General features: G+C 34.6%; 30 protein-coding genes and 1 tRNA gene. 3 read left to right on the top strand and 28 right to left on the bottom strand.

From position 1 onward, the window contains the following. From ERL59_RS05160 to ERL59_RS05035, 22 genes are all read right to left on the bottom strand, one after another. Positions 1–5,343, bottom strand: a 5,343-nt coding sequence (locus ERL59_RS05160) for a S8 family serine peptidase (RefSeq protein ID WP_160645110.1), incomplete at its 3' end; no start/stop codon positions are given. A gap of 82 nt (positions 5,344–5,425) precedes the next feature. Next, the gene (locus tag ERL59_RS21665) at positions 5,426–9,553 is read right to left on the bottom strand and encodes a fibronectin type III domain-containing protein (protein ID WP_328699905.1); all 4,128 of its coding nucleotides are present in this window, start codon (positions 9,551–9,553) and stop codon (positions 5,426–5,428) included. 491 nt (positions 9,554–10,044) lie between these two features. Then, complete coding sequence (locus ERL59_RS05130; RefSeq protein WP_160645109.1) at positions 10,045–10,524, bottom strand: hypothetical protein; 480 nt, start codon at positions 10,522–10,524, stop codon at positions 10,045–10,047. A 336-nt stretch (positions 10,525–10,860) separates the two neighbouring features. After that, positions 10,861–11,364 (bottom strand): hypothetical protein, encoded by a 504-nt coding sequence (locus tag ERL59_RS05125; RefSeq protein ID WP_160645108.1) that lies wholly within the window; start codon positions 11,362–11,364, stop codon positions 10,861–10,863. Between the two features lie 353 nt (positions 11,365–11,717). After that, the gene (locus ERL59_RS05120; protein WP_160645107.1) at positions 11,718–12,173 is read right to left on the bottom strand and encodes an ArpU family phage packaging/lysis transcriptional regulator; all 456 of its coding nucleotides are present in this window, start codon (positions 12,171–12,173) and stop codon (positions 11,718–11,720) included. 140 nt (positions 12,174–12,313) lie between these two features. Beyond that, on the bottom strand, positions 12,314–12,976 hold the full coding sequence (locus tag ERL59_RS05115) for a 2-methylcitrate dehydratase (RefSeq protein WP_160645106.1): 663 nt from the start codon (positions 12,974–12,976) through the stop codon (positions 12,314–12,316). Positions 12,977–12,978: 2 nt separating this feature from the next. Continuing rightward, positions 12,979–13,494 carry a crossover junction endodeoxyribonuclease RuvC gene (locus ERL59_RS05110; protein ID WP_160645105.1) on the bottom strand — a complete coding sequence of 172 codons (516 nt, stop codon included), beginning with the start codon at positions 13,492–13,494 and terminating at the stop codon, positions 12,979–12,981. Then, the gene (locus tag ERL59_RS05105; protein ID WP_160645104.1) at positions 13,491–13,706 is read right to left on the bottom strand and encodes a hypothetical protein; all 216 of its coding nucleotides are present in this window, start codon (positions 13,704–13,706) and stop codon (positions 13,491–13,493) included. The genes ERL59_RS05110 and ERL59_RS05105 overlap by 4 nt, the downstream gene beginning before the upstream one ends. Further along, positions 13,687–13,974: a hypothetical protein gene (locus ERL59_RS05100; protein WP_160645103.1), complete on the bottom strand. Its 288-nt coding sequence runs from the start codon at positions 13,972–13,974 to the stop codon at positions 13,687–13,689. The genes ERL59_RS05105 and ERL59_RS05100 overlap by 20 nt, the downstream gene beginning before the upstream one ends. After that, the gene (locus ERL59_RS05095; protein WP_160645102.1) at positions 13,974–14,162 is read right to left on the bottom strand and encodes a hypothetical protein; all 189 of its coding nucleotides are present in this window, start codon (positions 14,160–14,162) and stop codon (positions 13,974–13,976) included. Before ERL59_RS05095 ends, ERL59_RS05100 begins: the two co-directional genes overlap by 1 nt. Next, entirely contained in the window at positions 14,159–15,454 is a 1,296-nt protein-coding gene (locus tag ERL59_RS05090; RefSeq protein ID WP_160645101.1) for a replicative DNA helicase, read from the bottom strand. Before ERL59_RS05090 ends, ERL59_RS05095 begins: the two co-directional genes overlap by 4 nt. After that, entirely contained in the window at positions 15,423–16,259 is an 837-nt protein-coding gene (locus ERL59_RS05085) for a hypothetical protein (protein WP_160645100.1), read from the bottom strand. Before ERL59_RS05085 ends, ERL59_RS05090 begins: the two co-directional genes overlap by 32 nt. Before the next feature lie 82 nt (positions 16,260–16,341). Next, positions 16,342–16,638, bottom strand: a complete 297-nt coding sequence (locus ERL59_RS05080; protein ID WP_160645099.1) for an HNH endonuclease — start codon at positions 16,636–16,638, stop codon at positions 16,342–16,344. A gap of 4 nt (positions 16,639–16,642) precedes the next feature. After that, positions 16,643–17,032 carry a hypothetical protein gene (locus tag ERL59_RS05075; RefSeq protein WP_160645098.1) on the bottom strand — a complete coding sequence of 130 codons (390 nt, stop codon included), beginning with the start codon at positions 17,030–17,032 and terminating at the stop codon, positions 16,643–16,645. Positions 17,033–17,044: 12 nt separating this feature from the next. Beyond that, a complete protein-coding gene (gene ssb, locus ERL59_RS05070) occupies positions 17,045–17,446 on the bottom strand; it encodes a single-stranded DNA-binding protein (RefSeq protein ID WP_160645097.1) in 402 nt (133 codons plus the stop codon). A 2-nt stretch (positions 17,447–17,448) separates the two neighbouring features. Beyond that, entirely contained in the window at positions 17,449–18,105 is a 657-nt protein-coding gene (locus ERL59_RS05065) for an ERF family protein (RefSeq protein ID WP_160645096.1), read from the bottom strand. Position 18,106: 1 nt separating this feature from the next. Continuing rightward, a complete protein-coding gene (locus ERL59_RS05060; RefSeq protein ID WP_160645095.1) occupies positions 18,107–18,652 on the bottom strand; it encodes a host-nuclease inhibitor Gam family protein in 546 nt (181 codons plus the stop codon). A gap of 54 nt (positions 18,653–18,706) precedes the next feature. Then, a complete protein-coding gene (locus tag ERL59_RS05055) occupies positions 18,707–19,063 on the bottom strand; it encodes a hypothetical protein (RefSeq protein ID WP_160645094.1) in 357 nt (118 codons plus the stop codon). Between the two features lie 6 nt (positions 19,064–19,069). Further along, on the bottom strand, positions 19,070–19,243 hold the full coding sequence (locus ERL59_RS05050; protein ID WP_160645093.1) for a hypothetical protein: 174 nt from the start codon (positions 19,241–19,243) through the stop codon (positions 19,070–19,072). Then, positions 19,240–19,941 carry a Rha family transcriptional regulator gene (locus ERL59_RS05045; protein WP_160645092.1) on the bottom strand — a complete coding sequence of 234 codons (702 nt, stop codon included), beginning with the start codon at positions 19,939–19,941 and terminating at the stop codon, positions 19,240–19,242. The genes ERL59_RS05050 and ERL59_RS05045 overlap by 4 nt, the downstream gene beginning before the upstream one ends. A 23-nt stretch (positions 19,942–19,964) precedes the next feature. Continuing rightward, positions 19,965–20,168, bottom strand: a complete 204-nt coding sequence (locus ERL59_RS05040) for a DNA-binding protein (protein ID WP_160645091.1) — start codon at positions 20,166–20,168, stop codon at positions 19,965–19,967. A 164-nt stretch (positions 20,169–20,332) separates the two neighbouring features. Beyond that, positions 20,333–20,581: a helix-turn-helix transcriptional regulator gene (locus tag ERL59_RS05035; protein WP_160645090.1), complete on the bottom strand. Its 249-nt coding sequence runs from the start codon at positions 20,579–20,581 to the stop codon at positions 20,333–20,335. Between the two features lie 106 nt (positions 20,582–20,687). On the opposite strand from ERL59_RS05035, the gene ERL59_RS05030 reads away from it, so the two are divergent. Further along, positions 20,688–21,056: a helix-turn-helix domain-containing protein gene (locus tag ERL59_RS05030; protein ID WP_160645089.1), complete on the top strand. Its 369-nt coding sequence runs from the start codon at positions 20,688–20,690 to the stop codon at positions 21,054–21,056. Positions 21,057–21,080: 24 nt separating this feature from the next. Beyond that, entirely contained in the window at positions 21,081–22,250 is a 1,170-nt protein-coding gene (locus ERL59_RS05025; RefSeq protein ID WP_160645088.1) for a site-specific integrase, read from the top strand. A gap of 118 nt (positions 22,251–22,368) precedes the next feature. Here ERL59_RS05025 and ERL59_RS05020 read toward each other — a convergent pair. Together ERL59_RS05020 and nrdR are read right to left on the bottom strand one after the other, a co-directional pair. Beyond that, positions 22,369–22,444, bottom strand: a tRNA-Ala gene (locus tag ERL59_RS05020). Between the two features lie 68 nt (positions 22,445–22,512). Beyond that, positions 22,513–22,992 (bottom strand): transcriptional regulator NrdR, encoded by a 480-nt coding sequence (nrdR, locus tag ERL59_RS05015; protein ID WP_160645087.1) that lies wholly within the window; start codon positions 22,990–22,992, stop codon positions 22,513–22,515. Positions 22,993–23,168: 176 nt separating this feature from the next. Here nrdR and ERL59_RS05010 point away from each other — a divergent pair, with 176 nt between their 5' ends. After that, positions 23,169–23,399, top strand: a complete 231-nt coding sequence (locus tag ERL59_RS05010) for an alpha/beta-type small acid-soluble spore protein (protein WP_160645086.1) — start codon at positions 23,169–23,171, stop codon at positions 23,397–23,399. A 51-nt stretch (positions 23,400–23,450) separates the two neighbouring features. Here the strand turns inward: ERL59_RS05010 and ERL59_RS05005 are convergent, their stop codons facing one another. The 4 genes from ERL59_RS05005 to mutM all read right to left on the bottom strand — a co-directional run bounded on the left by ERL59_RS05005 (position 23,451) and on the right by mutM (position 26,300). Further along, on the bottom strand, positions 23,451–24,071 hold the full coding sequence (locus ERL59_RS05005; RefSeq protein ID WP_160645085.1) for a lytic transglycosylase domain-containing protein: 621 nt from the start codon (positions 24,069–24,071) through the stop codon (positions 23,451–23,453). Continuing rightward, entirely contained in the window at positions 24,068–24,664 is a 597-nt protein-coding gene (coaE, locus tag ERL59_RS05000) for a dephospho-CoA kinase (protein ID WP_160645084.1), read from the bottom strand. The genes ERL59_RS05005 and coaE overlap by 4 nt, the downstream gene beginning before the upstream one ends. A 91-nt stretch (positions 24,665–24,755) precedes the next feature. Further along, on the bottom strand, positions 24,756–25,415 hold the full coding sequence (ytaF, locus tag ERL59_RS04995) for a sporulation membrane protein YtaF (protein WP_160645083.1): 660 nt from the start codon (positions 25,413–25,415) through the stop codon (positions 24,756–24,758). Between the two features lie 54 nt (positions 25,416–25,469). After that, positions 25,470–26,300 carry a DNA-formamidopyrimidine glycosylase gene (gene mutM / locus ERL59_RS04990; protein WP_160645082.1) on the bottom strand — a complete coding sequence of 277 codons (831 nt, stop codon included), beginning with the start codon at positions 26,298–26,300 and terminating at the stop codon, positions 25,470–25,472. Positions 26,301–26,321: the final 21 nt, after the last annotated feature.

The raw sequence follows: 26,321 nt of genomic DNA, 5'->3' as shown, positions 1-26,321 counted from the left end.
TTCAGCCCAAGTAATACTTCCCGTGTCTTTTTGTTCATGAGAAATCAATTCTCCAAATGGATTGATGTCTGTTTGGAATCCCATGGTTAATGGAACATAGTTGAGTGAGGAAGAAGTACCATTTGTTGAAATGGTATAGTCATAGTCTCCCATTGTTTGACCATCATAAGAAACAGTTTGGATACGACTTAAATTGTCATGTGTATAATCTACTTGTTTTAAATCAGGATACACTAAAGCTGCTAGTCTATCAAAATCATCATAGTTAAAGGTGTATGTGTTCCCAGCAATTTCTTGTGTCTTTAATCGTTTCCACTCATCATACGTATAGGAAAGGGTTTGCCCTTCACTATTGGAAAGTTCTGTTGGTAATCTTGTTGCTGGATCATACGTATAATCTTCCCATAGAACTTCTTGTCCCGTATTGTCTGTCACCGTCATATGTTCAATTTCGTTATATGGGCTATACGTATACGTAAACGTTTGTCCATTTTTATCTACAAAGGTTTCAATCAGTCCTTTGTTATTATACGTATACGTTTCTTGATCGCCAGATGGAGAAGTTTCTGTTAATAACCACCCGACTTCGTTATAGGTTTTTGAAACCTCAGGGTTTATTTTGTCATGGATATAGTATTCTACGACTTGCCCTAGTGGATTATATACATACTTGTAGGTTTGTCCAAGATCATCTTCTAGGAAAATTAAGTTCCCTGTTCCATCATAACCGTATTGATTCGTTTGGGTTTTTCCTTCAGAAGTCACAGTTGTCTCTAGTAGTTGACCTAAAGATGAATATTGATTTGTTGTAATTCTTTCTTTGTTTCCATTCACATCACGTTCTACAAACTTCACTAGATTTCCACTCACGTCATAGTAGGAGATTTCTTCTTTTCCGTTTGGATAAACCACTTTGGATGTTTGTTGAAGTGTAGTATTTCCATCAGCATCTTGAACGGTATTGGCATAGTAATACCTAGTAATATTCCCTTCCGCATCCTCCATGCTCATGACACGGTTTAAGTTATCATACGTGTAACTTGTTCCTAAATCACTATTTCCATAAGGTTTGGTTGCATCTGTAATGATGCCATCATTAGATTCTATTTCGTTGATGACTTTTGATACTTCATTTACATTTCTGACTTGTTTTACATTTAAGCCAAATGGAGTATAAAAGCTCTCTATTTGTTCACCATCTGGTGTATTTACAGTTACTTTTCTTTCATCGTTAACGTAGTCAACAGTCGTGGTTCGAATGTCTCCACCAAATGGCACTTGGCTGTAAGATGTAATTCGATCTAGGTAGTCATAATCATACTCCAATTCACTGGTATCTGGATAGATGATCTCCTTGATGGTTCCGTCAATATTGTAAAAATATTGAGTTATTAAATCTGTTTGATTCATGCCATTTTCTAGCGTGACTTTCGAAGTTTCCGTTTCTATTTTGGCATCTTCAGTGTAAGTAAGTTCCTTATTTGAAACAACACTCTCATTCCCAAATTGATCTCCAGATGCATAAGTAGTTAAACTCTTCAATAGCTGATCTTCATAGACATACTCTATTTTAAAAGTATCTGTTTTATTCGATGTTGGAAGAAATGGATCTTGATACGTGTATGTCTCTGTTTCAAGTTCTGGTAAATCACTTCCGTAAACGATATCTTTTTGATAAGTAAATAAACCATCTTGTGATTGAGTGTTTATATTTGAGAGTTGATGGAAATTACCTGTGTATTCATATACAGTTGTATTTCCTAATGAATCAACCTCTTGTTTCATCTTTCCATAAGCATCATATTCAATAGAATGTGCTTGTACATGAATATCTTCATTATAAGGAAACTCTGGATTTTGTACGTTCTTTACATTCATTATGAACTCTTCACTTGTATCTTGTACTGCTTCCTCATAATTAGGTATTTCATCTGAATACTGATAAATGGTAGTAGGTTGGATATGGTCATATGCATATTTATAATAGGTTACAACATCAGGTTTAGTTAGGAAAGTATTACCATCCTCAGTAAACTGAAGTTCACTCTCTTGTAAATCTCTTGTCCATGTAGCTGTTAATAAAAATCTAATACCATTATTTTCATAATGATTATAATTTTCTCTTCCAGTGGGGTTCGTTTTCTTTATCGTCTGAAAATCACCAAAGCGAGATGAGTTTCTTAATCTAGGAATTTCAGCTTTACTATTTTTCCAATATTCTTTAAAATTCCAGCTATGATCTTGGTGAAGGTTAGCATATTCGATATAGTTAATGGAAGAAGAATTCACCGGATCTTCATAAATAAAATCAATACGGCTGACTGCATGATATGACACATGTTGTAGAGCGTAACGGTCTACATATAACTTTGTTGTATTCCGTTGTTCTTCAGCCTTGGCAATGTCCATATCACCATCATAATAGTCAGCTTGCCAACTTGGATCATACTTATCATAATTAAATTTCAACAAGGTTCCATTATTGAAATGGACATTTTTTAATAATAAATAAGGAATTTCAGCGTAGTCCTGAATTTGTGTATCATACACTTCATCCACTTCAATCAGTTTTTCATCTACGTCCCAATAATCGATTCTACTTTTGAATTCATCATAATTTAAATGATTTCTTAAAATGTAACCATCATCGTCTTTTGTATAGTGAGTGTAGGGTTTTAAAATAAAATTAAAATCAGCTAATGTTGTTGGATCAATTGCATAATAATCATAAGTTTCTAATACATTGCCGTCCATATCATTTACTTCATCTAGTCGCCAATAAGAAATACTTTGCGTTACTAAATCATTTGGGTATGTGGAGTTGGAAGTATATCTTCTATACGTTATGTCTTCTGTTTTATTTGTTGTTTCATAGTTAACTTCATTGATTGTATTTCCATCAATCCCTACAACTCCAATTTTATTAATTACCATATTAGCATCTCTATAGATAGTCACTATTCTGCCTAGTGAATCTGTAATGGTAATATTATTATCTACATAGTCATAAATAAGTTCTTGATCCAAAATCCGATCATACTTTCTAAGGATCTTTCCTTCCGCATCAAATTCATACATTGTATTGCCAATACCTAATCGATATTGATCTACATCAAAACCTACTGAGTCATCATACTCCCATATGTCTGGACCATTCTCAAAATCAAATTTTTTCCAAAATTCATGACCTTGAAGTCGAACTTCAAAAGTCACATTTTTTCCATAGGGATAATCCACAAGTTCTATCATTGGATAGGTTGGATTATCATAATTTGTTCTGCGGAACTCAAATGAACTACCGTCGTCTAAGGTAAATACCATTTTGGTATACGGTTTAAGCTCAAATTCATAGCGGCTTTCATAGACTTTATCATCATTGCTATCTGTTGTTATATAATCAATGTCATTAATAATTTCACCCTTAATATCTTCCCATTCCAAATACGGTAAATTTAAACTCCATCCGTTTGCAATAAACCCATTCATAACATCCTCTGGATTAATCTCGTCGGATTTGTTCGTAGTTGAAGTTGCACGTGGATCTTTCACTTTACTTTCTAGTGAGTTGTATTGTCTTTGAAGAACCAAGTCAAATCCATTTTTTCCAGGTAAGTATACATCGGTTACCCTCCGATTTGCCGTTCGATATTGTGAATCTACATAATCATCTGTTGCTATCTTATAAGTGTATTCATTGTTAAAATCGGAAAAAATAAAATCTTCTGGTACTGCAGTGGTTGAAAATGTATCATTTAGTTCTACTGTGTTAAAGTCTGTTGTTTCATTTAATTTTAAATTTTGTATTTCCTTGATATAACCATCTCTATCAGTATGATAATTATATTGCGTAATCGCTATTGGTAGCAAATCTTCCAATGTGTTAAAATCTGTTGAATTCAATGATGCTATTTTTTCATTTAGCAATTCCGTGTCTAGTTCGAATAGTTCTAATTTTTCCTCTTCATTTAATTGTTTTATATATGATGGGTCAAAATAAGCTACAATTAATAAAAGATCTCCTTTAAGCTCTGGAAAGTCTGTTCTTTCTTTAGAAGAAACTCCCTTAGATTCTTCTTCAGTTATAGGTAGATCTATAAGTTCTTCTTCAACATTTTCCTCAGATTCTGTTGATTCTTCTTCTGGGTTTTCAATTGTATCCTCTGTTCCTTGTTTCCACTGACTATCTAACCCTAAAGCTTTAGGTACATTCACCAAACCAAAACCATATTGATGTTTATCTCCTAATGGTGTTGCTGAATCATATAGAATATTTTTCACTTCATCAGCTGTCAGTTCCTTATTTTGTTCCCAAATGAGTGCCGCAGCACCTGTTACATGAGGTACAGCCATCGATGTTCCTGTCATTTCACCATAATATCCATCTTGTAAGGTACTTAATATTGAAGTACCAGGAGCTACTAAATCAAGTTCTGAACCAGTACTAGAATAATCTGCTTTCTCCAGTGTTTCATCTATCGCACCAACGGAGATAACTTCTGGAAACAATGATGGATATAATAACGTATTTTCACCCTCACCTAAGTTTCCTCCTGCAGAAATCACCAAGATCCCTTCGTCTTCTGCTGTCTTAATCACTTCATGAAGTGCTTGACTATGTGATTCTCCACCAAAACTCATAGAGATAATATTCATTTTGTTATCGATTGCCCATTGAATGCCTTCAATGACTTGATCATAAGAGCCATTTCCTTCTTCATCAAGCACTTTCACAGCATAAAGATCAGCTTTAGGAGCAACCCCTACAACACCTAACTCATTATCTAGTGCAGCTACGGTTCCAGCCACATGCGTACCGTGTCCATGGTCATCCTCATCAAATGTATTACCTTCTACAAAAGAAACCCCGTCTTTCACTTTTAAATCAGTATGGTTAGAGATTCCTGTATCCAAAATGGCGATATTGATGTTTTTACCATTGATTTTATTTTCAAAGGCAATATCGCTGCCAATAGCTTTAATGCCCCAAGGAATCAACTGATTATTTTCTTCTACATCTTTCTTTTTTTGTTTATCTACGGAAGCAACTTCTACCATTGCATTTTCTTCCACATATAAAACTTCATTATCATATGTAACTTCTAGTAACTCTGATTTAGTTAATTCAACAACGATAATATCTTTCTTTTTCGTTTTAATATTTTTAATCTTTTTATCTTTTAATTTCTTTTCTTTAAATTCATCTGCTGATACCTGTTCATTTAAACCAATTAAATAAGAAGCAACCTCTTCTTTTTCTAATAGTTCTCTAGGATTAGCATAAGCTAGATTTGAAAAAAGCATAGTAAAGATACAAATAAGTATAGTGATCTTTTTTATATTCAAAGTGTTTCCTCCAAAAAATTATATTTGATAAAAGCGAATGTCATACGTACATTGCTATTTTTTTATACAAATAGCAACTCTATTATTCCTGAATATAACTTCTCATTAAATTCCCATTTTGATCATATTCATAAACCATCGACTCACCTGTGGGCATAATAATAGACATCAATCTTCCATCTTCATCATAAAAATAAGTGTATACAGAACCTCCCGTAGCATAAGCTTCATTTGAGAGTTCACTTTCAATATCCCCTACAATGGCTGAAACAACATAATAGTACGTATTTCCATTAATTATAGTTGTATCTGTATAATTTTCTTCAACTATATTGGAGGCTATAATTTGATAAGGACCACCAGATGTATTTGATCTTTTAACAATATAGTGATCTGCATTACCAATAATATTCCATGAAAGTTGTATTTGAGCGTCACCAGAAACTGCAACTAGATTTGTTGGTTGAATCGGATCAAGAAGATACCAACTAGATACTTTTTCTACTATGTTATACTGATCAAAACCTTCTATAAGGACACTGCCATCTGATCTTAATCCTACCGTATGTTCTATCCCTGCAGATATTTGGATCATGTTTGTCCAACTTTCTATATTTAGCTGACCTTCATCATTTTCACCTACTGCTACTATCGTGCCATCTGATCTTAATCCTATAGTATGATCAGCACCAGCAACTACTTTAATGATGTCTGTCCAACTACTTACTTCTAGCTGACCAGCTGTATTTCTCCCTACTGCTACTACCGTGCCATCGGATTTTAATCCTACTGTGTGATTTTCAAAGGTGTGTACCTGAATGATATCTGTCCAACTAGTAACTTCCAATTGACCGGAACTATTTTGACCAACGGCCACTACCGTGCCATCGGATTTTAATCCTACGGTTTGATATTCACCTGCGGATATTTGGATGATGTCTGTCCAGCCACTTACTTCTATTGAACTATATCTATTTCTACCTGCAGCCACTACCGTGCCATCGGATTTTAACCCTACGGTATGATAGAATCCAGCTGAAACTTGTGAAATATCTGTCCAACTACTTACATCTAGTTGACCATAATCATTATCACCAGCGGCCATTACCGTGCCATCTGACTTTAAACCCACAGTATGATATCCTGGATAACCTTCCGCAACTTCTGCAATACCTGTCCAACTACTTACATCTAATTGACCGTTAGAGTTATCACCTACAGCGACTACCGTTCCGTTCGATCTTACACCTGCCATATGTTCATCCCCAGAAGATACTTGGATGATATTCGTCCAACTACTTGCCTCTTTCTGACCATAATAATTATTACCTGCAGCCACTACTGTGCCATCTGATCTTATTCCTACGGTTTGATTACGATTTTGTGAAACTTGAATGATATTGGTCCAGTCATTTACTTCTTGCTGACCATTATTATCATTACTACCTACAACTAATACTGTTCCATCTGATCTTATGCCTAGTGTATTAAACCCTCTTGCATTGACCTCCACAATATCTGTCCAGTCACTTACATGGAGTCTACCATCAAAGTCTTGATTAAAACCTACCGCTACAACTGTACCATCTGACTTTAAACCTACCGTATGTTCTTCCCCAGCTGATACTTGTATAATATTTGTCCAGTCACTTACATCAAGTTCTCCTACTCGGTTATAACCTACGCCAACTACTGTTCCGTCTGATTTTAAACCTATTGTAGTGTCATCACTTGCTGAAATCTGAATTATATCTGTCCAGCCACTTACTTCTAGTTGACCACGGCTATTACTACCAGCAGCTACTACTGATCCATCGGATTTTAATCCTACCGTATGACTTCCTCCTGCAGCTATTTGTATAATATTTGTCCAGTCACTTACTTCTAATTGACCACTACTATTACTACCTACTCCTAATACCGTTCCATCAGATACTAATCCTAAAGAGTAATTATCCCCTGCGGAAACCTCTACAATATCTGTCCAATCACCTACTTCTAAATGACTACTACCATCTCTACCTGCAGCTAATACGGTACCATCTGATCGTAGACCTAATACATGACTGCTTCCTACACTTATTTTTTTGTGGCTTACATCTATGATCGGAATGGTATCGATATGTTTAGGAGTTGCACTTACTTCAGCTGAGTTTTCACTTTCACCAGCAGTATTCACTGCACTCACCACATAATAGTACGTGGTTCCATTAACTACATTTGTATCTAAATAACTCGTTGTAATATCACTTGCAATTGTTGTATATTCTCCACTTGTACTGGTAGATCGTTTGATATTGTAACTATCTGCATCAACTATTTCATCCCACGAAATATTAACCTGTGAATCAGTAGGTGTTGCTACTATATTCATAGGTTGATTTGGAAGAATATTAGGAGATGATGATGAAGTCTTCATATCTGTCCACTTCAATACTTCTTCTATTTGTTTTTGATAATCCATTCCAGCTACTACAATAGTGCCATCACTTTTCAAGCCTACTGTATGAAAATATCCTGCTGTTACTTTTAGGATGTCCGACCAGTCCGAAATTCCCAACTGTCCGTAATCATTCCGACCCACCGCAACTACACTTCCATCACTTTTCAATCCTACTGTATGATCATATCCCGCAACCACTTCTACAGTATCTGTCCAACTAAGTACACCTGATGAGCGAAGGTAGCTGTTATTCCCTACTGCTATTACACTTCCATCGCTTTTCAAGCCTACTGTATGATATTTTCCTGCGGTCACTTCTACGATATCTGTCCAATCTGTGACTTCTAATTCACCATAATTATTCCTACCTACCGCAACTACACTTCCATCGCTTTTCAAGCCTACTGTATGATGAGTCCCTGTTGACACTTGAACTATGTCCGTCCATTCTTCTACCCCGGATGTCTGACCGTAATCATCCCGACCCACCGCAACTACAGTTCCATCACTTTTTAATCCTACGGTGTAATTGTATCCAGCGCTCACTTCTATGATGTCAATCCAGCCTATAGCTCCTGATGTTTGACCATTATTATCATTTCCTACTGCTACTACAGTTCCATCGCTTTTCAAACCTATTGTATGATTATCTCCAACTGCTACATCTAAGATATTTGTCCAATTCTCAACTTCTACTTGACCGTATTGATTGTTTCCTACTGCTACTACAGTTCCATCGCTTTTTAAGCCTACTGTATGCGAAGCTTCTGTCTCCACTTCTGTAATGTCTAGCCAATCTGTGACTCCCTTTTGACCATAATAATCCCAACCTGCTGCCACTATACTTCCATCACTTTTCAATCCTACTGTATGATAAGCTCCTGCTGTCACATCTACGATATTCATCCAATCTGTGACTTCCAACTGACCATAATCATCCCGACCTAATGCTACTAAAATACCATCGCTTTTTAAGCCGACAATATGATCATGGCCTACTATCACTTTTACAATGTCTGTCCAACCTTCTACTTCCAATTGACCATAATTATTCCTACCAATTGCCACTATACTTCCATCATTTTTTAACCCTATCGAATTAAAATACCCTGCAGTCAATTCTTGAATATCTTCCCATCCATTCACTTCCAACTGACCGTAAGTATTTGATCCAACTGCTATTACACTTCCATCACTCTTCAATCCTAAAGTATGATAAGCTCCTGTAGATATTTGTACAATGTCTGTCCAACCTGTCACTCCCAACTGACCGTAATTATCTGATCCAACTGCTACTACACTTCCGTCACTTTTCAATCCTACAGTATAATTATAACCAGCTGTTACTTGTACGATATCCGTCCATTCTTCTACTCCCAATTGCCCATAACTATTTTGACCTACCGCCACTACACTCCCATCATTTTTCAATCCTACTGTATGATTTAATCCTGCAGATACTTCTACAATATCCGTCCACTCTTCTACTTCCAACTCGCCGTAACTATTAAGACCTACTCCTACTACAGTTCCATCACTTTTTATTCCCACAGTATGAGATCCCGATGTACTAATAAGAGTCTTCTTCACATCTTGTTGAGTCAAGGTGAAGGTAGAAACAGCCATTTTATTGGAATCTAACGTTTCTTTTACTTGAAATTGTTCTATATTTGATGGTATACCTTCTTTATTTTCATTTGCTATTAATAGTGTTGGAAATATTAATAAAAAAATAAACAGTAATGATACTATTCTTGTAATTCTCAATTTGAATCCTCCCCGATATAAATTTTTTTCTAATATATGATTTCTCCATTTCTAAATGTTCAGTTTTAGAATTACCTAAATCCTAAAATCAACATAATACCTCCCTTTTTCCATAATTTACTGAACAACATATAAATCATATAGAAAATTCTTTGTTATTCCAATGGAAATAAATTCATTCTTAGGCTACTGGGATCTAGAATTAAACAATTTAAAAAACTTTCATAAAATGTTAAAATAAATAATCAGAAGAACTATTAAATTCTCTCTTCTTATCTATTATTCTCGTAATCCTTCCTTACTTTTTGCTATCCTATTATAATTTGTTTCTAACATGTAGCACTTGTAAGGATAATAATTGATCCTGTTGTTTATCATCCTGCTTCCCTCCCCTAGCACAATGGATGATATTTTCCCAACAAAAAAAGAACGTATTTCTACGCCCTTTCTGTTAACCGTTTAATCATAAAATTTTATTTTTAAACTGATATCTAGCATTCAAATACTGTTGCCTTTAGGCTTCGTGATGCAACAAAAATATCTTGTACATCAAAGTCAGGTACAACCCTTGTACATCTTAGAACATATTTATTGATTCCAAGACTTGGATTAATATCTAGTACAGGAAAGTTTGGAAAGTTTGTATGTCTAAAATCTGTATCTAAAGGGTTTGAATAATCCATTTCATCATTGATTATTGCAATGCAATCACCATTGCGTAATAGCTCATATTTCACTTCAAAAGTTGTAGAACTAAATCCAGACCCACTATTCGCAATTACAGCAATTTGAGCCATTGAATCCAGTGATACTTGTGTATTCTTTGGCTGTGTAACACATACATCGACAGTAGCTACAATCTCAAAATCACCATCATTAGGAAGTACAATTATATTTTCAGCCGCAGGATCATATGGATCTAATACTGAGAAAGTCTGAGCAACAACAAAAGGTCCTTTTTTTAACCCCATAAACGTACCTCCCAACTTCTTAAATTATTGGTTCATCATATCTTATGTACCATCTCATACATCTGCTTGGACTGATGTCTGTAGACATTCATACAAAAAACCAAGGAATTAAATGTTCCTTGGCAAGAGGTAATTCTATGGGCTTATTGGTTTATTTCACAGTATTAAGCAAAGGTATTTACAGTATATATTACGCTATCCAAGTGCCCTTTGATTGTGTGAATGCGGATATTTGAATAAAGTGTGTTACCTTTTCACTATATTGTGGTAATCAGTAAAAATCTAAGTATAAAATAAAGTCACTTTATAATTACAATGATTGGTATATTCTAATTTCTAAGATGACGGATTTATATTAGTAATTTGACAGGTAGATATAGCAATATTATTCACTTGGGCACCAGCACTATCAACAACATTCTTTAATATAACTATCCCCTCTCCAACTTTCAGTATATTACCTGTAAGTGGAATGGCAAAAAAACCTGGACCTGATATAAACTCAATCGTAACTTCAGCTCCTATACCTAACGAAGTTAACTGTTTTGTCGCAGGATCCTCACAACATTTACATTCTCCTTTGACATCATTACGCACTGGTTTTAATAAAGTAGAACTGCTTAATAATATAGTTGAAACTGCAGTAACATTACATACAGGAAAAAAACCCATATTAGTATCTGCAATAAAATTATCAACTGAGTTGATAAAAACACGAGTTTGGCTAACAGGAGTAAAGATAATTGGTGCTTCCGGATCTTGATTGGTTATTAATTGTTTCATCACACATTGCATAGGACAAACACAACAATCGCAGATTGTTCTATCAATAACACCCATCATATTTCCCTCCCTTCATCTTGTGATGTCATATCTTATGTACCAACTAAAGAGTTTGCTTGGACTGATGTCTGTAGACATTCATACAAAAAAACAAAGTGTTATATTTTATTAGTTAATTGGGATAATATAAAAGCAAGCTGTCTTTACTAGTCCTTATTAAGAGTCATCTTAGTAGGGACTTTCTTTTTATCATCCTGCTTCCCTCCCCTAGCACAATGGATGATATTTTCCCAACAAAAAAAAGAGCGCTTATGTGCGCCCTTCCTTTATATCTCATGCTATAATAATATCACCTATCTATCCAAATCGTTGGCATTCCATTGGCATATTATTGTTAATATTTTGGCATTTCATTGGCATTTTTCAATTTTAACTTCTACCTTTAGAATAAATGCTAGTTTATAGAATGCTCTTTCCCTTATTGCTTTATATTTCTTAGGACTGATTTCCATAACTCCGTAATATACATCATGATCATATATGTCTGGGTCTTTTAAATAACGTTCTATAATGAGCTGCCTTTCCTTTGCGCTTAATCTATTTACTGATCTTTCAACCCACTCTACATAACGTTTACGCTGCTGCGGTATATCTACATTATCAATTGCTATACTTGCAGTTGAATCACTTGTTTCATTTGTTGATTGATGTTCTCTAAATATATATGCAGGAGTTAGATTCGCCTCTTTTTCTTGGTACTCTATTGTTTTATATAAGAGACACTTTTCCAAGACTGCTTCAACTGCTATTCTTGTTTCTCCTGCATCTATTTCCGGTAATTCAAAATTCATTTGTTGTTGTGCCATTCCCCCTCACCCCTTCGTTAAGATAAATAAGAAATATTAATCTTTTTGTTTCAACCCTCGGAAAATAGCAATCATAGTTTTTATATCTGCTTCAGATAAAACGTTTTACTGTAATTCTACAACTTATCTAAAGGAGCGGCTTACGCCACCCCATCCTCACTATCATCATTATTAGTCTCTGTTTCTTCTGTCTCTTCTTCTTTCTCCTGATACTTTCCATTCTCTGCTGTTAATTCATTTATTTCACCTTGTGACTTTCTCCACTCATCCCACTTTTGAGCTAAAGGAGCAACGGACTTTCTATACTCATCTATGATTTCAACTATTTTTCCAGAGTTTAAATCCAACTCGTTTGCAAGCTTCATATACGTTTCACCATCATGTAATCTTTTAACTAAACTCTCAAAGTCATAATCATCATCTTTAGGAGATAACCCACACATAATAAATTCATCAATTGTTTTTTTATCGGCTTCGCGTTTTTCTTCTTTGGTCTGTTTCTTCTCTTCTGGCATTCCAAGTTCTAACTCTGCTTGCTCTCCTTTTTCCTTCACCTCACTGACAAAACCTTTTTCATCCACTTCATAATTCGTAATTGGTTTTTCCGTACTGGTATCAACTGTAATATTGTAGTTAATGACTGAGGATTCCAATGCAACCTGTACTTTTAAATCAACCATTTCACACAATGAATCTAAATACCCTTTTAAACCTTCATCACTTACCTCTAACACAATCTCTTTAACTCCACCCGGTTTAATATTCACTTTCTTAACCACTGATTTAAAATTTATATAGCTCATTATTAAGCCACTCCTTTTTTAATTTTTTGATTGTACGCCCAACATAAGGCTATTGCATCGGCAGGATCAAAAAGTCTTTTTCTTACTTGTCCTTTCTTCTTTCCAACCTTGTAATAAATCGGTACAGCTATTTCATCAAAATCTAATCCATACTTTTGTTGAATTGCCACCGCAACATCCCATTTATCTCTGCCATTTTTACTAATTTCTTTAAGTTCATTAGGTGTTATTTCTTTAACTATTATTTGTGCATTAAATCCTGCTAACATAGCCATTGAATATACACCTACCAAGGCTCTAACTGTATTTGCATTTCTGAAATGCATAGGCTTTTCTAACACTAGACATTGTGGTTTTACCAGTTCAATCAATCTCTTTATGTCGTGATAAAACATTGGAATAATTGCTGGATATTCAATCTCTGTGTAATCTAGTAATCCGAATCTCTCTACCTTGTCTTTTTCCATCAAAGACCAACCCGTATAGTTTGTTCCATGATCGATACCAAGTATTTTCATCTCATGCTTCTCCCCCTCTTTGCCATTGCGTCTAAATCAATCTGAATACATCTTTTACATCGAGGTTTTTTAGTTCTTTTCATAGCCGTGCCAGTAGCAGGGTATTCACTTCCACATGTACGACATTTGAGGATATACAATATGGGTTTATCTTGTTCTGTTCTTTGACATTCGTTGATTACCTTTACTGCATCACGAAGGTTTATTTCCATCAATGTCACCTTTCTTCACATCAACTAAACCACTATCTATAATTGCATTCCTATGATTATCTAAAGCGTGTATAATCGCATTTCCAGATCGTTGAATTATATTGAACATTAAATACTTTTTACTAACCTCTATTTCATCACCTATATTCAATGATTTTGAGTAATCTGAGGGATTATTAGTTAGCAATCTTATTTCACCTACAGTTGTTCTAACAATCATCTCTCTTTCACCAGATTGAGTTACTTTTCCATATCCGATTATCTCCATTACATTTTGCTCCCTTCGTAATCTATTCCATGAGTTTCTACTCTTCTAAAACTTCTAACTTCTTCACAAAGAGTGTCATAAACTCTTAATCCGTACTCATAGTCCTTTTCCTTAATCATTGGGTTACTTAGGTATTCAGCGCCTTTTACAACTCTCTCAAGTAACTTGTTATATTCTTCTTCTGTCATGGCTTTAATGGCTCATTAAAGGTTTGTATCCAACCCTTGAAAATATATCTAAATTCATTGATTCCTATGTCCCGACCTTTAGCGATAAAAGATTGAATCACCTTGCCACTTTTGTCCGTATCTTCTGGATCATGCCAGAGGAATTCAACCACATCTGCATCTTGTTCTATTTCCCCACTATCTCTAAGATGTTCCAGCTTAGGTTTTTCGGCTTTCCCACCCTCACGACTCATTTGAGCTAACATGATGAACGGACAATCCAATTCCAGTGCTATTTGTTTCGCTGTTCTTGTAACTCTACCTACTGCCTGTGACCTTGTTTCACCTTTTGACTGTGGTATGTTCATAATGGTTAAATAATCCACTACAATCGCTCCTAGTCGTCCTTTTGTTCGTTTGATTTGTCTAGCCGTTGCTCTCACTTCTTCAATCGTAAAATTCTTGGCATCTTCAATGTGAATGGGGAGTTTTTCGAGTTTGTCATAGGCTAGGTTAATTTTTTTGATTTGATCCTCATCCAATTCTTTTTTTCTGATTGCTGTCATGTTAACGGCTGTATTGGCTGAAATCATACGGCTGATCAATTGATTTGATTTCATTTCCTGAGAGAAGATAACAACCTCTCCTGCGTCATGTCTAGCGATTCCTTGAACCATCTGAAGCATCTTTGCGGTCTTCCCTACGCTTGGTCTACCTGCTAATACATAAAGCCATCCCCGACCTATTCCACTGCTCCAAGCATCGAAACTATAAAATCCTGTTGGGATGCACTCATAAGGTTTTTTCAAATCATCTAGGTAGTCTTTACGGATTTCTGAAACATGTTTCATACGGCTATTTCCACTCGGTCTAAGCTCTGACGCTATCTTCTCAACCTCTGCAAAATATTGTTCATCATCCTCAATCTCTTCATCCTCTGATAACTCTTTAATCCGTTTCCCTGCCTCTATACCTCGTCTACGCATTGCCTTTGATTTGACGATATCAGCGTAATATTCCACATTTGCTGTTGTTGGACACGATTCAGCTAATTCATTTAAATATTTGACACCTCCAACCTCGGTCAATCTCCCATACCTGTTCAGAGCATCTACAATGGTTACTAGATCGATTGGGATATTGTTTTGGTAATAATGCTTAATTCCTTTCCAAATCATCTTGTGAGACTCTTGTACAAAGTCTCTCGGCTCAAGTATATTTGCTATGTCATCTAATACCTTGTTTTCTATGAAAACAGCACCTATGACAGACTGTTCAGCTTTAAGAACTTCCTCGTTGATAGATGAATTCATCTGGATCACCTCCGTTTGTTATCCATCGATTACGTGCAATTTCTTCATCCCTGTAATCTATCTCTTTATCTCGTGGTTTAAAATCTACTAGATTGCTAGATACTTCAATATAATCTTCAAAACCTTTATTGCTCCCTATGAAAGTTGAAGGGTGTTTAATAAACTTCTGTTCTGTTTTATTTCGTTCACATTCAATTGCGTAATTTTTAGCAGCTTTGATTAGGTCGTCTGGATTCACTTTTTCTTTCAATCTTGTATTCCAATTTTTGAACGCTTGTTTTTTTGCAATTTTACGTGGGTATGATTTATAAAAAATTTCAAATTCTTCAGTGTATATATTTTTATTATTCTTTTCATTCTTTACATTCTTTACTTCTTGTTTGTGGTTAGGGTGCTGGTTAAGTCCTGGTTGGGTCTTGGTTAAGTCTTGGTTAGACTCTTGGTTAACCTCTTGGTTAGCACCCTGCCACTTCCCATAGTTCACAACGGTTATGAGCGTATACCAGTTGGTTGAGGTGATGGTTAGAAAATTGATTTTTTCTAAACGCTTTAGCGTTGTGCGTGTTTTTTGCTCGGTTAGGTTCTTATCGTTTTTGAACCACTCATTTGCTATTTTTGACCTCGATGTGATAAGCTGACCAACCCCAACTTTTACGGTTGAACCTCTGCTTGGATCAACCCACTCAGCAGGCTTGTGATTGGCTCTTAAAAGTATTTGTAATGCAATGGCTTGTTGTTCTGCATTTAAGCTTTGTATGGTCATACTATCAAGCCATTGACGGTGTAATTTAATCCATCCTTCCATGAGATAATCACCTTTTTAATTCTTTAATATAAAAACCTAGTATCCATTTGAATAGATATAGTTTGTTATGCATAATGACCTCCTAAATCAAATACCTCATTCTGTATCCTTCAAACCACCTTCTACCTTCATTAGATGTATGCGCCCAACTATGGCAACCTCTACACACACATACACCGTTATCAACCGTTCCAGAACCTCCTTGAGACTTGAAAACAATGTGATGTATATCATCATATGAACGCCCACATTTCACACATAAACCTCCATCACGTTCAATAATGGTGTTCCTAGTTTCAGTGTTAAACTTCCCCTTCGCCCCACGTTTTGGAGTCCTTCTACGATGTTGAGGTTTAGGGGCAGGATTAAACCCACCCATAAGATCAACCTCCATATTGATTGTTCTCAAAATCAATTCTCATTTTTAGTTTTAGAGCGTGTATTTCTTCCTGTGAGCTACTAAAGGCATTTCTCCACCGTTGCATCATCTGATATGTTTCTGCTTCTTTCTCTCTTAAATCTTTAACTGCTAACTCCGCATGGGCTTTTTTAGGTGATTTAGCATTGATTTCAGCGAAAGAGTATTCATACTTTCTTTGAGCATATATGCGCTTGTAATCTCCATCTAATTGACTAGATACTCTACCTATAAACACCAAACATCTTGCTAATATTTCAATCTTTTTTAAAAGAGCTCCTGGACTATCTTCTATTAATTTATCTGCTTTATTGCGTAATGTTGTAACCTCTTTAATATGTGCATCTAAGTCCATTAGTCCACCCTCCTAGAACGGTAAATCATCATCACATAACTCGATAGGTTTACTATTACCGTCAGTGAAATTACCAACTTCCTCAGCTTCACTTACGTCCTTATGTTCAAGAAACCTAACACTCTCTGCCACTACCTCAGACACATACACTTTTCTACCTTCGTTGTTCTCATAGTTTCGTATCTGCAATCTTCCATCTAACCCGATTAATCTACCTTTTCCCAAGTAATTAGCACATGTTTCAGCTAATTTTTTCCAAGTCACGATATTGATAAAATCCGTTTCTTTTTGACCATTGTTTTTAAATGGCCTTTCTACTGCTAATGTAAAGGTGCATGTAGCTACGCCATTAGGTGTAAAACGTTTCTCTGGGTCTTTTGTTAACCTACCGATCAAGATTATACGGTTTAACATTTTTATGCCCCTTTCTGCTCTTTAGCTTTTTCGTTTAACCATTTTGTAAATGTTATTTCAAAGTTATTAAGAGATTCTATATCTACTGTTTCATAAGTTGTACCTTTCTCTTTTAACCACTTTTTAAACTGTTCTGTTGCCTTGGTTTCGTCTTTTTCTTCACTAAGAGTTTTCCATTTAATCAAAACGCTGTTTAGTTTTTTTTCTCGTTCTTCAGCTTGTTTTTTCTGCTTTTCATCTAATTCAGCAGATGAAATTTTATCTGGATCTTCACCTGTCGGAATAGCAAATGAACGTAAAAATAAATACTTAAATGCGTAAGTCATGGCTTTTCCTACGCCTTTATCCTGAGTGTCCACTCCAGTACCAGAACTAACTAATATTTCACTTTCACCTGTTTCAGCATCTACAATTTTGTATTTCACATCTACAGTTGTAAGGTTGCCGTCTTTTGAATGCTTTTGCTCGATAGGGAATACAACTAGTTTATTTTCGACTAACGCGGTTCTTACAGAAGTAGTAACTTTTTCTTCTGAAATAGCTTTGTATTGAGTTTTGTATTTTGTTGTTTCAAACTCTACCTTGTTATCTTTTTGAAGGTAATCAACCTCAGACATAACTTTTAACATTTTCTGATATAAACCTGTTTTGTCACCCATTCTATACCTCCACTTGTATATCTAATTTGTCAGGACGTTCCTCTACTGATATTCCAGCAACTAATTGTCCGTTTCCGTCATAAACTTTTCCTTTAGTTACTTTAAATCGTTGCTTAATCTCTTTTTTAATAGGCTCTTTTTTAGTGCGAATTAAATCGGAATGTTCTTTTTGAAGGAATTCAACTAACTCATCATCTTGATAATTCCATTGTGATTGTTGTTTACGGAATCCTATTTTTCCATATGGTGTTTTCTCGCTTTTAAACTTAGAATCACTTTCTTTACGATTAACCCCATATTCATTTATTAATGATTTAAAATATGATTCTGATTGTTCCATTACATCTAGTTCTGATTTGCGGTAAGTTTCTATTCTTCTAATCTCTTCATCAGCTAAATTATTTACCTCATTTTTCTTTGCTGCTAAAGCTGATAAAATACGCATAGCCCATGATAATGATTTTAAATCTGTTATTTTAAAACGTTCATCTTGCACTTCATTGATCGTGTCTAAGTCATGCTGAACTAACGCATTTACTTGATTCATATTTGACCCTCCTAATAAATATGGTATAATGACCTCAAATTTGTTTTTTAATGATTAGGCGATGCTGTTGGCGCAGCTCGCTATTTCTTTTTCATGATGTTTCATGAAAAGTTGTATTCTCTCATTCGCAATTTCTTTTACTCGCTTTGTTAACTCTTCCATAAATCGTTTTTCATTCGTTACACCATGCATCATTTCTACTAAGTTACATAATTCCAAAAAGCTAAACTCAGCATGTTCAAATTTAAATCTCATGTTTCTCCAACCTTCATAAATCATCCAAGTTTCTTCCGCATTTTCTATTCTCCAAAGTAGTATTTTAGGCTCTGAAGGGTAGTTTTGAATATACTCGTCAATTTGTATTTCTAACTGTTCAATAATTCTAGCTAAAATATTTGATGTAATTTCCACCTATACTCACTCCCCTGCTTTTAATTTAACTGCTCCCATATGTTCACTCAGACATCTACAAGAGCAGAAACGCTCATTACCTTTAAACCAGTATTTTTCACCTTCATAAATCTCTTTTCCGCATTTTTCATTGATACATTCATCAAAGAACACTTTCTTTGCAACGGCTTCTTTAGTCATGCTATCTCTCCATTCTCTTCATCTTTCTTTTTAGGAACCCAAGCGTTGATGTATTTAACAACATCCTTTCTGTCTTGCCTTAGTACATCACGATAACTTGGTACTTTCCAACGATCTTTAATGTCTCGGTACAGTTCAGCAAATAAATATCTTCTTTCTTCTTTGTCCTTTGAAAACATGTAAACTCTTAATGCTACTTTTCTTTGTACACCCCTTTGCTCGCCTTGCGTAAGTGTGATTTGTTTTTCTACTTTTTGGTCAATAGCTTCTATTTTTTGATCAAATTTTTGTTCCATCTTTGGTAGCTTGTCCATCATGTCAGCAGTTTGACGTAGTGCCATTGCCATTGCCTCATTTTGAGGAAGTGCTTTGTTTTGTAATTGCTTCTCCATTTCTTCAAATTGTGTGACATATGTTGCGGTAAACAATACACCTTTTTCACCAGTCATTTTGTTGGCTACCATGTCGCATCCTTTTTTAGTTAAAAGATATCTCTTGTATGCTTTGCCTGTTCCTGATTTGTAATAGTCTAATATAAAAAATTCATCAGCCCCCAAGTTTGGGTTTTGAATAAGCACTGTTACATACCCGTCAATATCTCTAATTAAATGATCATGTCTTTTATTAACCATCTCTGCTACTTCTCGACTGTCCACTAATAACTTTCCATCTTGATTAATGATTGTTAATTGGTTCATTTAATCCACCCTCTTTTATTTTTTTAACCTAGTAACGTTTCATTTTTACTTTCTTGTTCTTTTAGCCATCTAAAGAATGATTCTTTTGCAACACGTTTACTTCTTCCAATTCGTATTAATGGAAATGATTTTAAATCCATAATTTCATATGCTCTTCTTTCTGAAATACTCAAGACGACTTTAATATGCTTTGCCATTAACACATCTGGCATTGTTTCATGTGACATGGGGATATTCCACCTCCTTTCTTCGTTACTATAAATAACAGTAATAGTTGTTTAAAACAACCTAAAATGAATAACAAAATAAGCATAATTAAAAAAACTATAATTATTACTTGCGTTGTTTTAAGCAACGTTGTATAATGTTCTTAGATCAGTAAATAAACATATTAAGCATTATTTGACCAATTTTTAAGGTCAGCCAAATCCGGGAACAAGTCATAGACACTGCATTGAAAATAATCTGCAATTTTGAACATTAATTTAGGACTAGGATCACAATAACCATTTTCAAGATGCCTTAGATATGATTCAGCTATATCTAATTCAATCGAAACAAATCTTTGACTTCCTCGTTCCTTTCTTAATGTTTTGAACAGAGGGCGAGGTACAGTTTTGATGTTATCTTTTTCTTTCAACAAGTACACCTCCTTTCTATGATGTTTTTCTAAATGATACCACGTTGTTTTAAAAAACGCAATACATAAAATAGTTTTTTTAAAAAAATATTTGGAGGAATTTGTTATGTTGGGTCAAAGAATTAAAGAAAGACGAGTAAAGAAAGGATTTACACAGGAAGAGTTGGCACAGAGATTAGATATGAAAAGACCTAATTTTGCCAATTATGAAGCTAATAGAACAATTCCACCTAGTGATGTACTTTCCAAATTAGCTGATATTTTAAATACTTCCACTGACTATTTACTTGGAAAAACAAACAATCCTCTACCTATAGATAACGAGAGAGATTTCACTGAGTCCTTAGAGTTGAATGATAATTCTCTACTTGATAAATACTCGTTAACACTCGATGGAAAAACTTTAAGTGAAGAACAAGCTAAACTTGCTATAGCTTTTCTAAGGACTGCTTTGAGGCAAAATAATAATGATTAATATTATTAAGGGAGGAAACAAACTATGAAAGGTTCATACCGTAAGCGTGGGTGTAAATGCGATAAAAAAAAGAAATGTACTTGTAGGGCAACATGGTCATTTTCTGTTTCTCCAGGTAAAGACCCTGACGGAAAAAGGCGACAAATTACTCGAAGTGGATTTAAGACAAAAAGAGAAGCTGAAAAGGCATGTGCAGCATTAATTACTGAATATGAACAAGGTGAAATGGTTGAAAAAGAAATTACACTCAATGAATTCATGGATCTCTGGATAAAAGCAAGAGAGGGGAGAGTTAAATCAGTCACATATGCACGAGATTCAAGCCATACAAGGTTACATATTAAGCCGTTTTTAGGTAGAAAACAATTATCAAAAATTAAAGCGTTACATATTGAACATTTTTTTAAACATCTATCTTTAGAAAAAGATCTGTCAAATCGTACTATTCTAGATATCCATACCGTTTTAAAAACTGCTTTGAAAACTGCTACCAAATGGGGCTATCTTTCCAAAAATGTTGCTTCGTTGGTTGACAGACCTAAAGTCGATAAAAAAGAAATATTAATATGGGACAATTCCGAAACACAAGTATTCCTAAAAAACGCAGAAGAAACAAGTCGATATTATATGGCTTTTTTATTAGCTCTCACTACTGGAATGAGACAAGGAGAAATATTAGGTTTAAGATGGAAAGATGTCGACCTTGAAAACAATTATATTTCAGTTCGTCAAACTCTTACACACGATGGTAAAAACTTTAATACGCAAACTAAAACAAGTGCAGGTAATCGATTAATTTCTATTGATAAGAATACTTCCAAAAAGTTAGAAAACTACAAAAAGAATTTTCTAAATACAGAAAGATTAAAAGCAGGACCTCTTTATAAAGATATGGATTTAGTTATTCCATCTAATATTGGAACGCCAGTTAATCCAAGAAATCTACTCCGATCAATGGCAAGTATAATCAAAAAATCAAATGTTCCAAGAATTTCATTCCATGACCTAAGGCATACTCATGCCTCTTTATTATTAAAACAAGATGTCCACCCAAAAATCGTTTCTGAACGACTTGGTCATGCAAACATCAGAATTACATTAGATACCTATAGTCATATCTTACCCAATATGCAGAAAGATACAGCAGAACAATTTGGAAAATCGTTTTATTCTATGTCATCTAACACACTTTAGCTTACTAAAGGTTGTCAATTCGTTGTCAAAATAGTCTAATAGCTATTTTGAGAATCTTAGTAAAATTTCATTGTATTAAAAAAAACCTTTTATATCAAAGGATTCCGCGATTATTATATGGTGGAGCCAAGGGGGATCGAACCCCTGACCTCTACGCTGCCAGCGTAGCGCTCTCCCAGCTGAGCTATGGCCCCATACTGCAACAACTCCACTAATTATAGCTTTATGGTCTTTTTTCTGCAAGCAATTTCTTTTTAGATAGCTATTCATTTTTATCGATATGTAAAGGACTTTTATGGAGGAGATGATTTAGTTCCTTCATAAACATATTGATATCTTTAAATTGTCTATAAACTGATGCAAAACGAACATAAGCTACTTCATCAACAGGGTGTAATTGTTCCATAACTAGTTCTCCAATTTCTATACTTTTTACCTCTGTGTGGGCTGTATTTCTCAACTCCTGCTCTACCTCTGAAACGATCTTTTCTAATCGTTCAACGGATACAGGTCTTTTTTCACATGCTCTTATAAGCCCTCTTAATATCTTATCCCTCATAAACTCTTCTCTGCTTCCATCTTTTTTAATAACAATTAAAGGGGTTTCTTCAACCATTTCAAACGTAGTAAACCTTTTATGGCATTGCTCACATTCTCTACGTCGTCTAATTGATTTATTCTCATTGGCTGGTCTTGAATCCAATACTTTCGCCCCATCATTATTACAGTAAGGACATCTCATCAACTTTTCCTCCTATATTATTTATACTTAATCATAAAAAGCCCATTATAGAGCAATTTTTTAAACATATTACTAAAGAAAAAGGCTCTTCTTAGTAATTGGTATACGTTTCCTGTTATGAATATAAGATAATCGTCACATAATAGAACTACAAACGACAAGGAGGTGATATGATTATGGCACAAGGACAAAATCGTTCAAGTAATCAACTTGTTGTACCTCAAGCTAATGCAGCTTTAGATCAAATGAAGTATGAAGTTGCTCAAGAATTAGGAATTGCTATTCCTCAGGATGGTTACTATGGTAACATGGCCACTCGTGACACAGGTAGTATTGGTGGTAACATTACTCGTCGTTTAGTTCAAATGGCAGAACAGCAATTAGCTGGCCATCAAAATTATCAGTAATTTAACTTTAATTATTAAGGTGTCAAACTGTCATTATACAGTTTGGCACTTTTACTTTTCATAAGTTTTTTCAACATTTAATGAAGGACCATATATTTTTTTATACTTTTCATAATAATATATAGTTCTTGTAATGTAATGCCTTGTTTCTCCAAAAGGAATTTGTTCAATATTGTTATAGCTTCCATCCCATGTTTCTTCTTCATTCAACCATTTTTTCACATTTCCTGGACCAGCATTATATGCAGCACATAATAAAGAAATTTGATCTCTTATAGGTTTGTTATTTAAATATGGTTTAAATTCTATGTATAAAGCATTCAGATACCATACACCCATCTGAATATTCACCCGAACATCTAACATTTTATCCTTACTTAGATTTGGTGAACTTGCCATTTGAATGATCCAATCTGCTGTTTCAGGCATAATTTGCATAACACCCATTGCATTTTTTGAAGAAACTTTATCTGATTTATAATTACTCTCTACTCGAATAATAGCTGCCACAAAAAATGGATCTATATTGTAATCATTTGAGACAACTTGAATCTCTTCTTTATATTTTATTGGATAAATTAATTTTCCTAACCAGTTTGTGTTATAAAATAAAATGGCAATAAATAATAAAAATAAAATAAGAAAATAACGTTTTTTTATAATGATATTCATTTCATAAATATATCCTCCCAAAATTGTTCCACTTGTTTTTCTGTATGCTCTATACTTTTACTATTATCAATAATAAAATCAGCTAACTTTTTTTTATTTTCAATTGGCATTTGAGCTTCTATTCTTTTTTTCGCTTCCTCTAAACTAAGCTGATTTCGGTTCATTAATCGTTCCAATTGGATGGACTCCGGTACATAAACTAAAACAACAGAAGAAAAAAGTTCCTGGAGATTTGATTCAAATAATAATGGTATATCTACAACTACTAAACGCTCTGGCTCTTCCATTTCATATTGAGCCATTCTCTCTTTCATTAATGAACGAATTTGTGGGTGTAACAAACCTTCAAGATCTTTACGAGCAGATGGATCATTAAAAATGATTTCTCCTAATTGAGCACGATTTAAAGACCCATCCTCTAACAATATATCTTGTCCAAAATGTTCCGCAACTTCTTTCAAAACAGGATGACCAGGGAGAACAACTTCCCTGGCAATAACATCCGCATCTATTAATCGAGCTCCTCGCTCAACTAACATATTTGATACTGTGCTTTTTCCAGTAGCTATGCCACCTGTTAATCCCACGTTCATTGTTTAGTCACCTTTTATCATGATTTTATTCAGAATATTCTCCGTTAGCGTTATTGTTCATTTTTGTAGTTTTTATTTGGCTTGGCGTATTTTAGAGTAGCTTTATTAGTCCCATTACTATTAGTATAATACCAGGTAACACAGTAAGTCTACGAATCCATCTTGTTTCAGAAAAAATATATCCAGTGCGCAATCCTAATAAAATAAAACAACCGGATGAAAATGCAATGACTATAGATGTTAGCAGTGGAGAAAAACCGATCAGGGCAGCTCCAATACCCGCTCCAAAAGCATCTAAAGACAAAGCTATACCTAAAAATGCTGCTTCACTAGCTGAAATAACTCCTGAACGATCTACATCCGCTTTTACAGGTTTTTTTAATATTTCAATAACTAAACCTATTCTTTTTAATTCAATGTGAACAATTGTTTTTTTCTCATCTGAAACAACGGTGACAGGCTCCCGCTCATTATCATTTTTCCTTTGAATTTTCATTTGAATAATTGCCCATATCCCTATAGAGACAAGGATCATTGAACCTATAATTTTTGCGAGAAAAGGAGGCAAAAACTTTAACAATAAAACACCCATTTGCATTGAAATAAATATGATGACACCGGAGCAAATCGCAATTATAATTATGGAGATTAGAGGAATTTTGATTTTTCTTAAACCATACATAATTCCTACTCCAAAACCATCTAAGCTAACTGCTAATGCAAGAATTAACATGGATATAGCAGTAATCATGTAATCATCCCCTCCTCTCACATCATATGGAGTGGAGAAAAAATAGGTGCATGACTAGTTTACAAGCTGACAATTTGGACAAAAGTGAGTGCCTCTGCCTCCAACTACAATTCTTTCTACTAAAGTTCCACAATTGTAACAGGGTTCTGATTTACGACCATAAATTTTTAATTGTTGCTGAAACATCCCCATCTCACCCTGTCCATTGACATAAGATTTAATGGATGAACCTCCAGCATCAACAGCATTTTGCAAAGTAATAATAATGGCGTCATACAGTTTTTTAAGTATTGAATCTTTCAATTGATCTACCGTATGTTCTGGATGGATTCCAGCTAAAAACAGCGCTTCATCTACATAAATGTTTCCGAGACCTACTACTACTTCTTGGTTTAATAATAATGGTTTTATTTTTGTTTTTCTATTTTTAAGCTTCTCTTTAAAAACATCAAAAGTAAAATTTGCTTCTAGTGGTTCTAATCCAAGTTTGTGTAAAGGAGGTTTTAAAAACTCCTCACCTGGTTCAAATAAATGCATCGTACCAAATTGACGAACATCTTTATAACGCAACTCAGTATCATCTTTGAAGTGAAAAGTCACATGGGTATGCTTTTCTACTTGATCGCCCTTTTGAAACAATCCATATCGACCTTCCATTCTTAAATGGGATAAGAGAATAAGATCATCTAGAATGAATCGCAGAAATTTCCCTCTTCTCTCCACTTTCTTAAAAGTTTGATTTTCTAGTAAAGCACAAAACTGTACTACATCATCAGGTCTTTGAATAATTCTTGGTAAATGAACCGTTACATAGTCGATTGTTTTATTTATAATTAATTGACTTAATGTTCTTTTGACTGTTTCAACTTCCGGTAATTCCGGCATAAATGACTCACCTCCAAAGCT

It is taken from the genome of Chengkuizengella marina (assembly GCF_009910845.1).
In the GTDB taxonomy this organism is placed as follows: domain Bacteria; phylum Bacillota; class Bacilli; order Paenibacillales; family KCTC-33759; genus Chengkuizengella; species Chengkuizengella marina.
The sequence above is the reverse complement of the archived record's forward strand: the minus strand, read 5'-3'. Positions and strand labels throughout refer to the sequence as shown.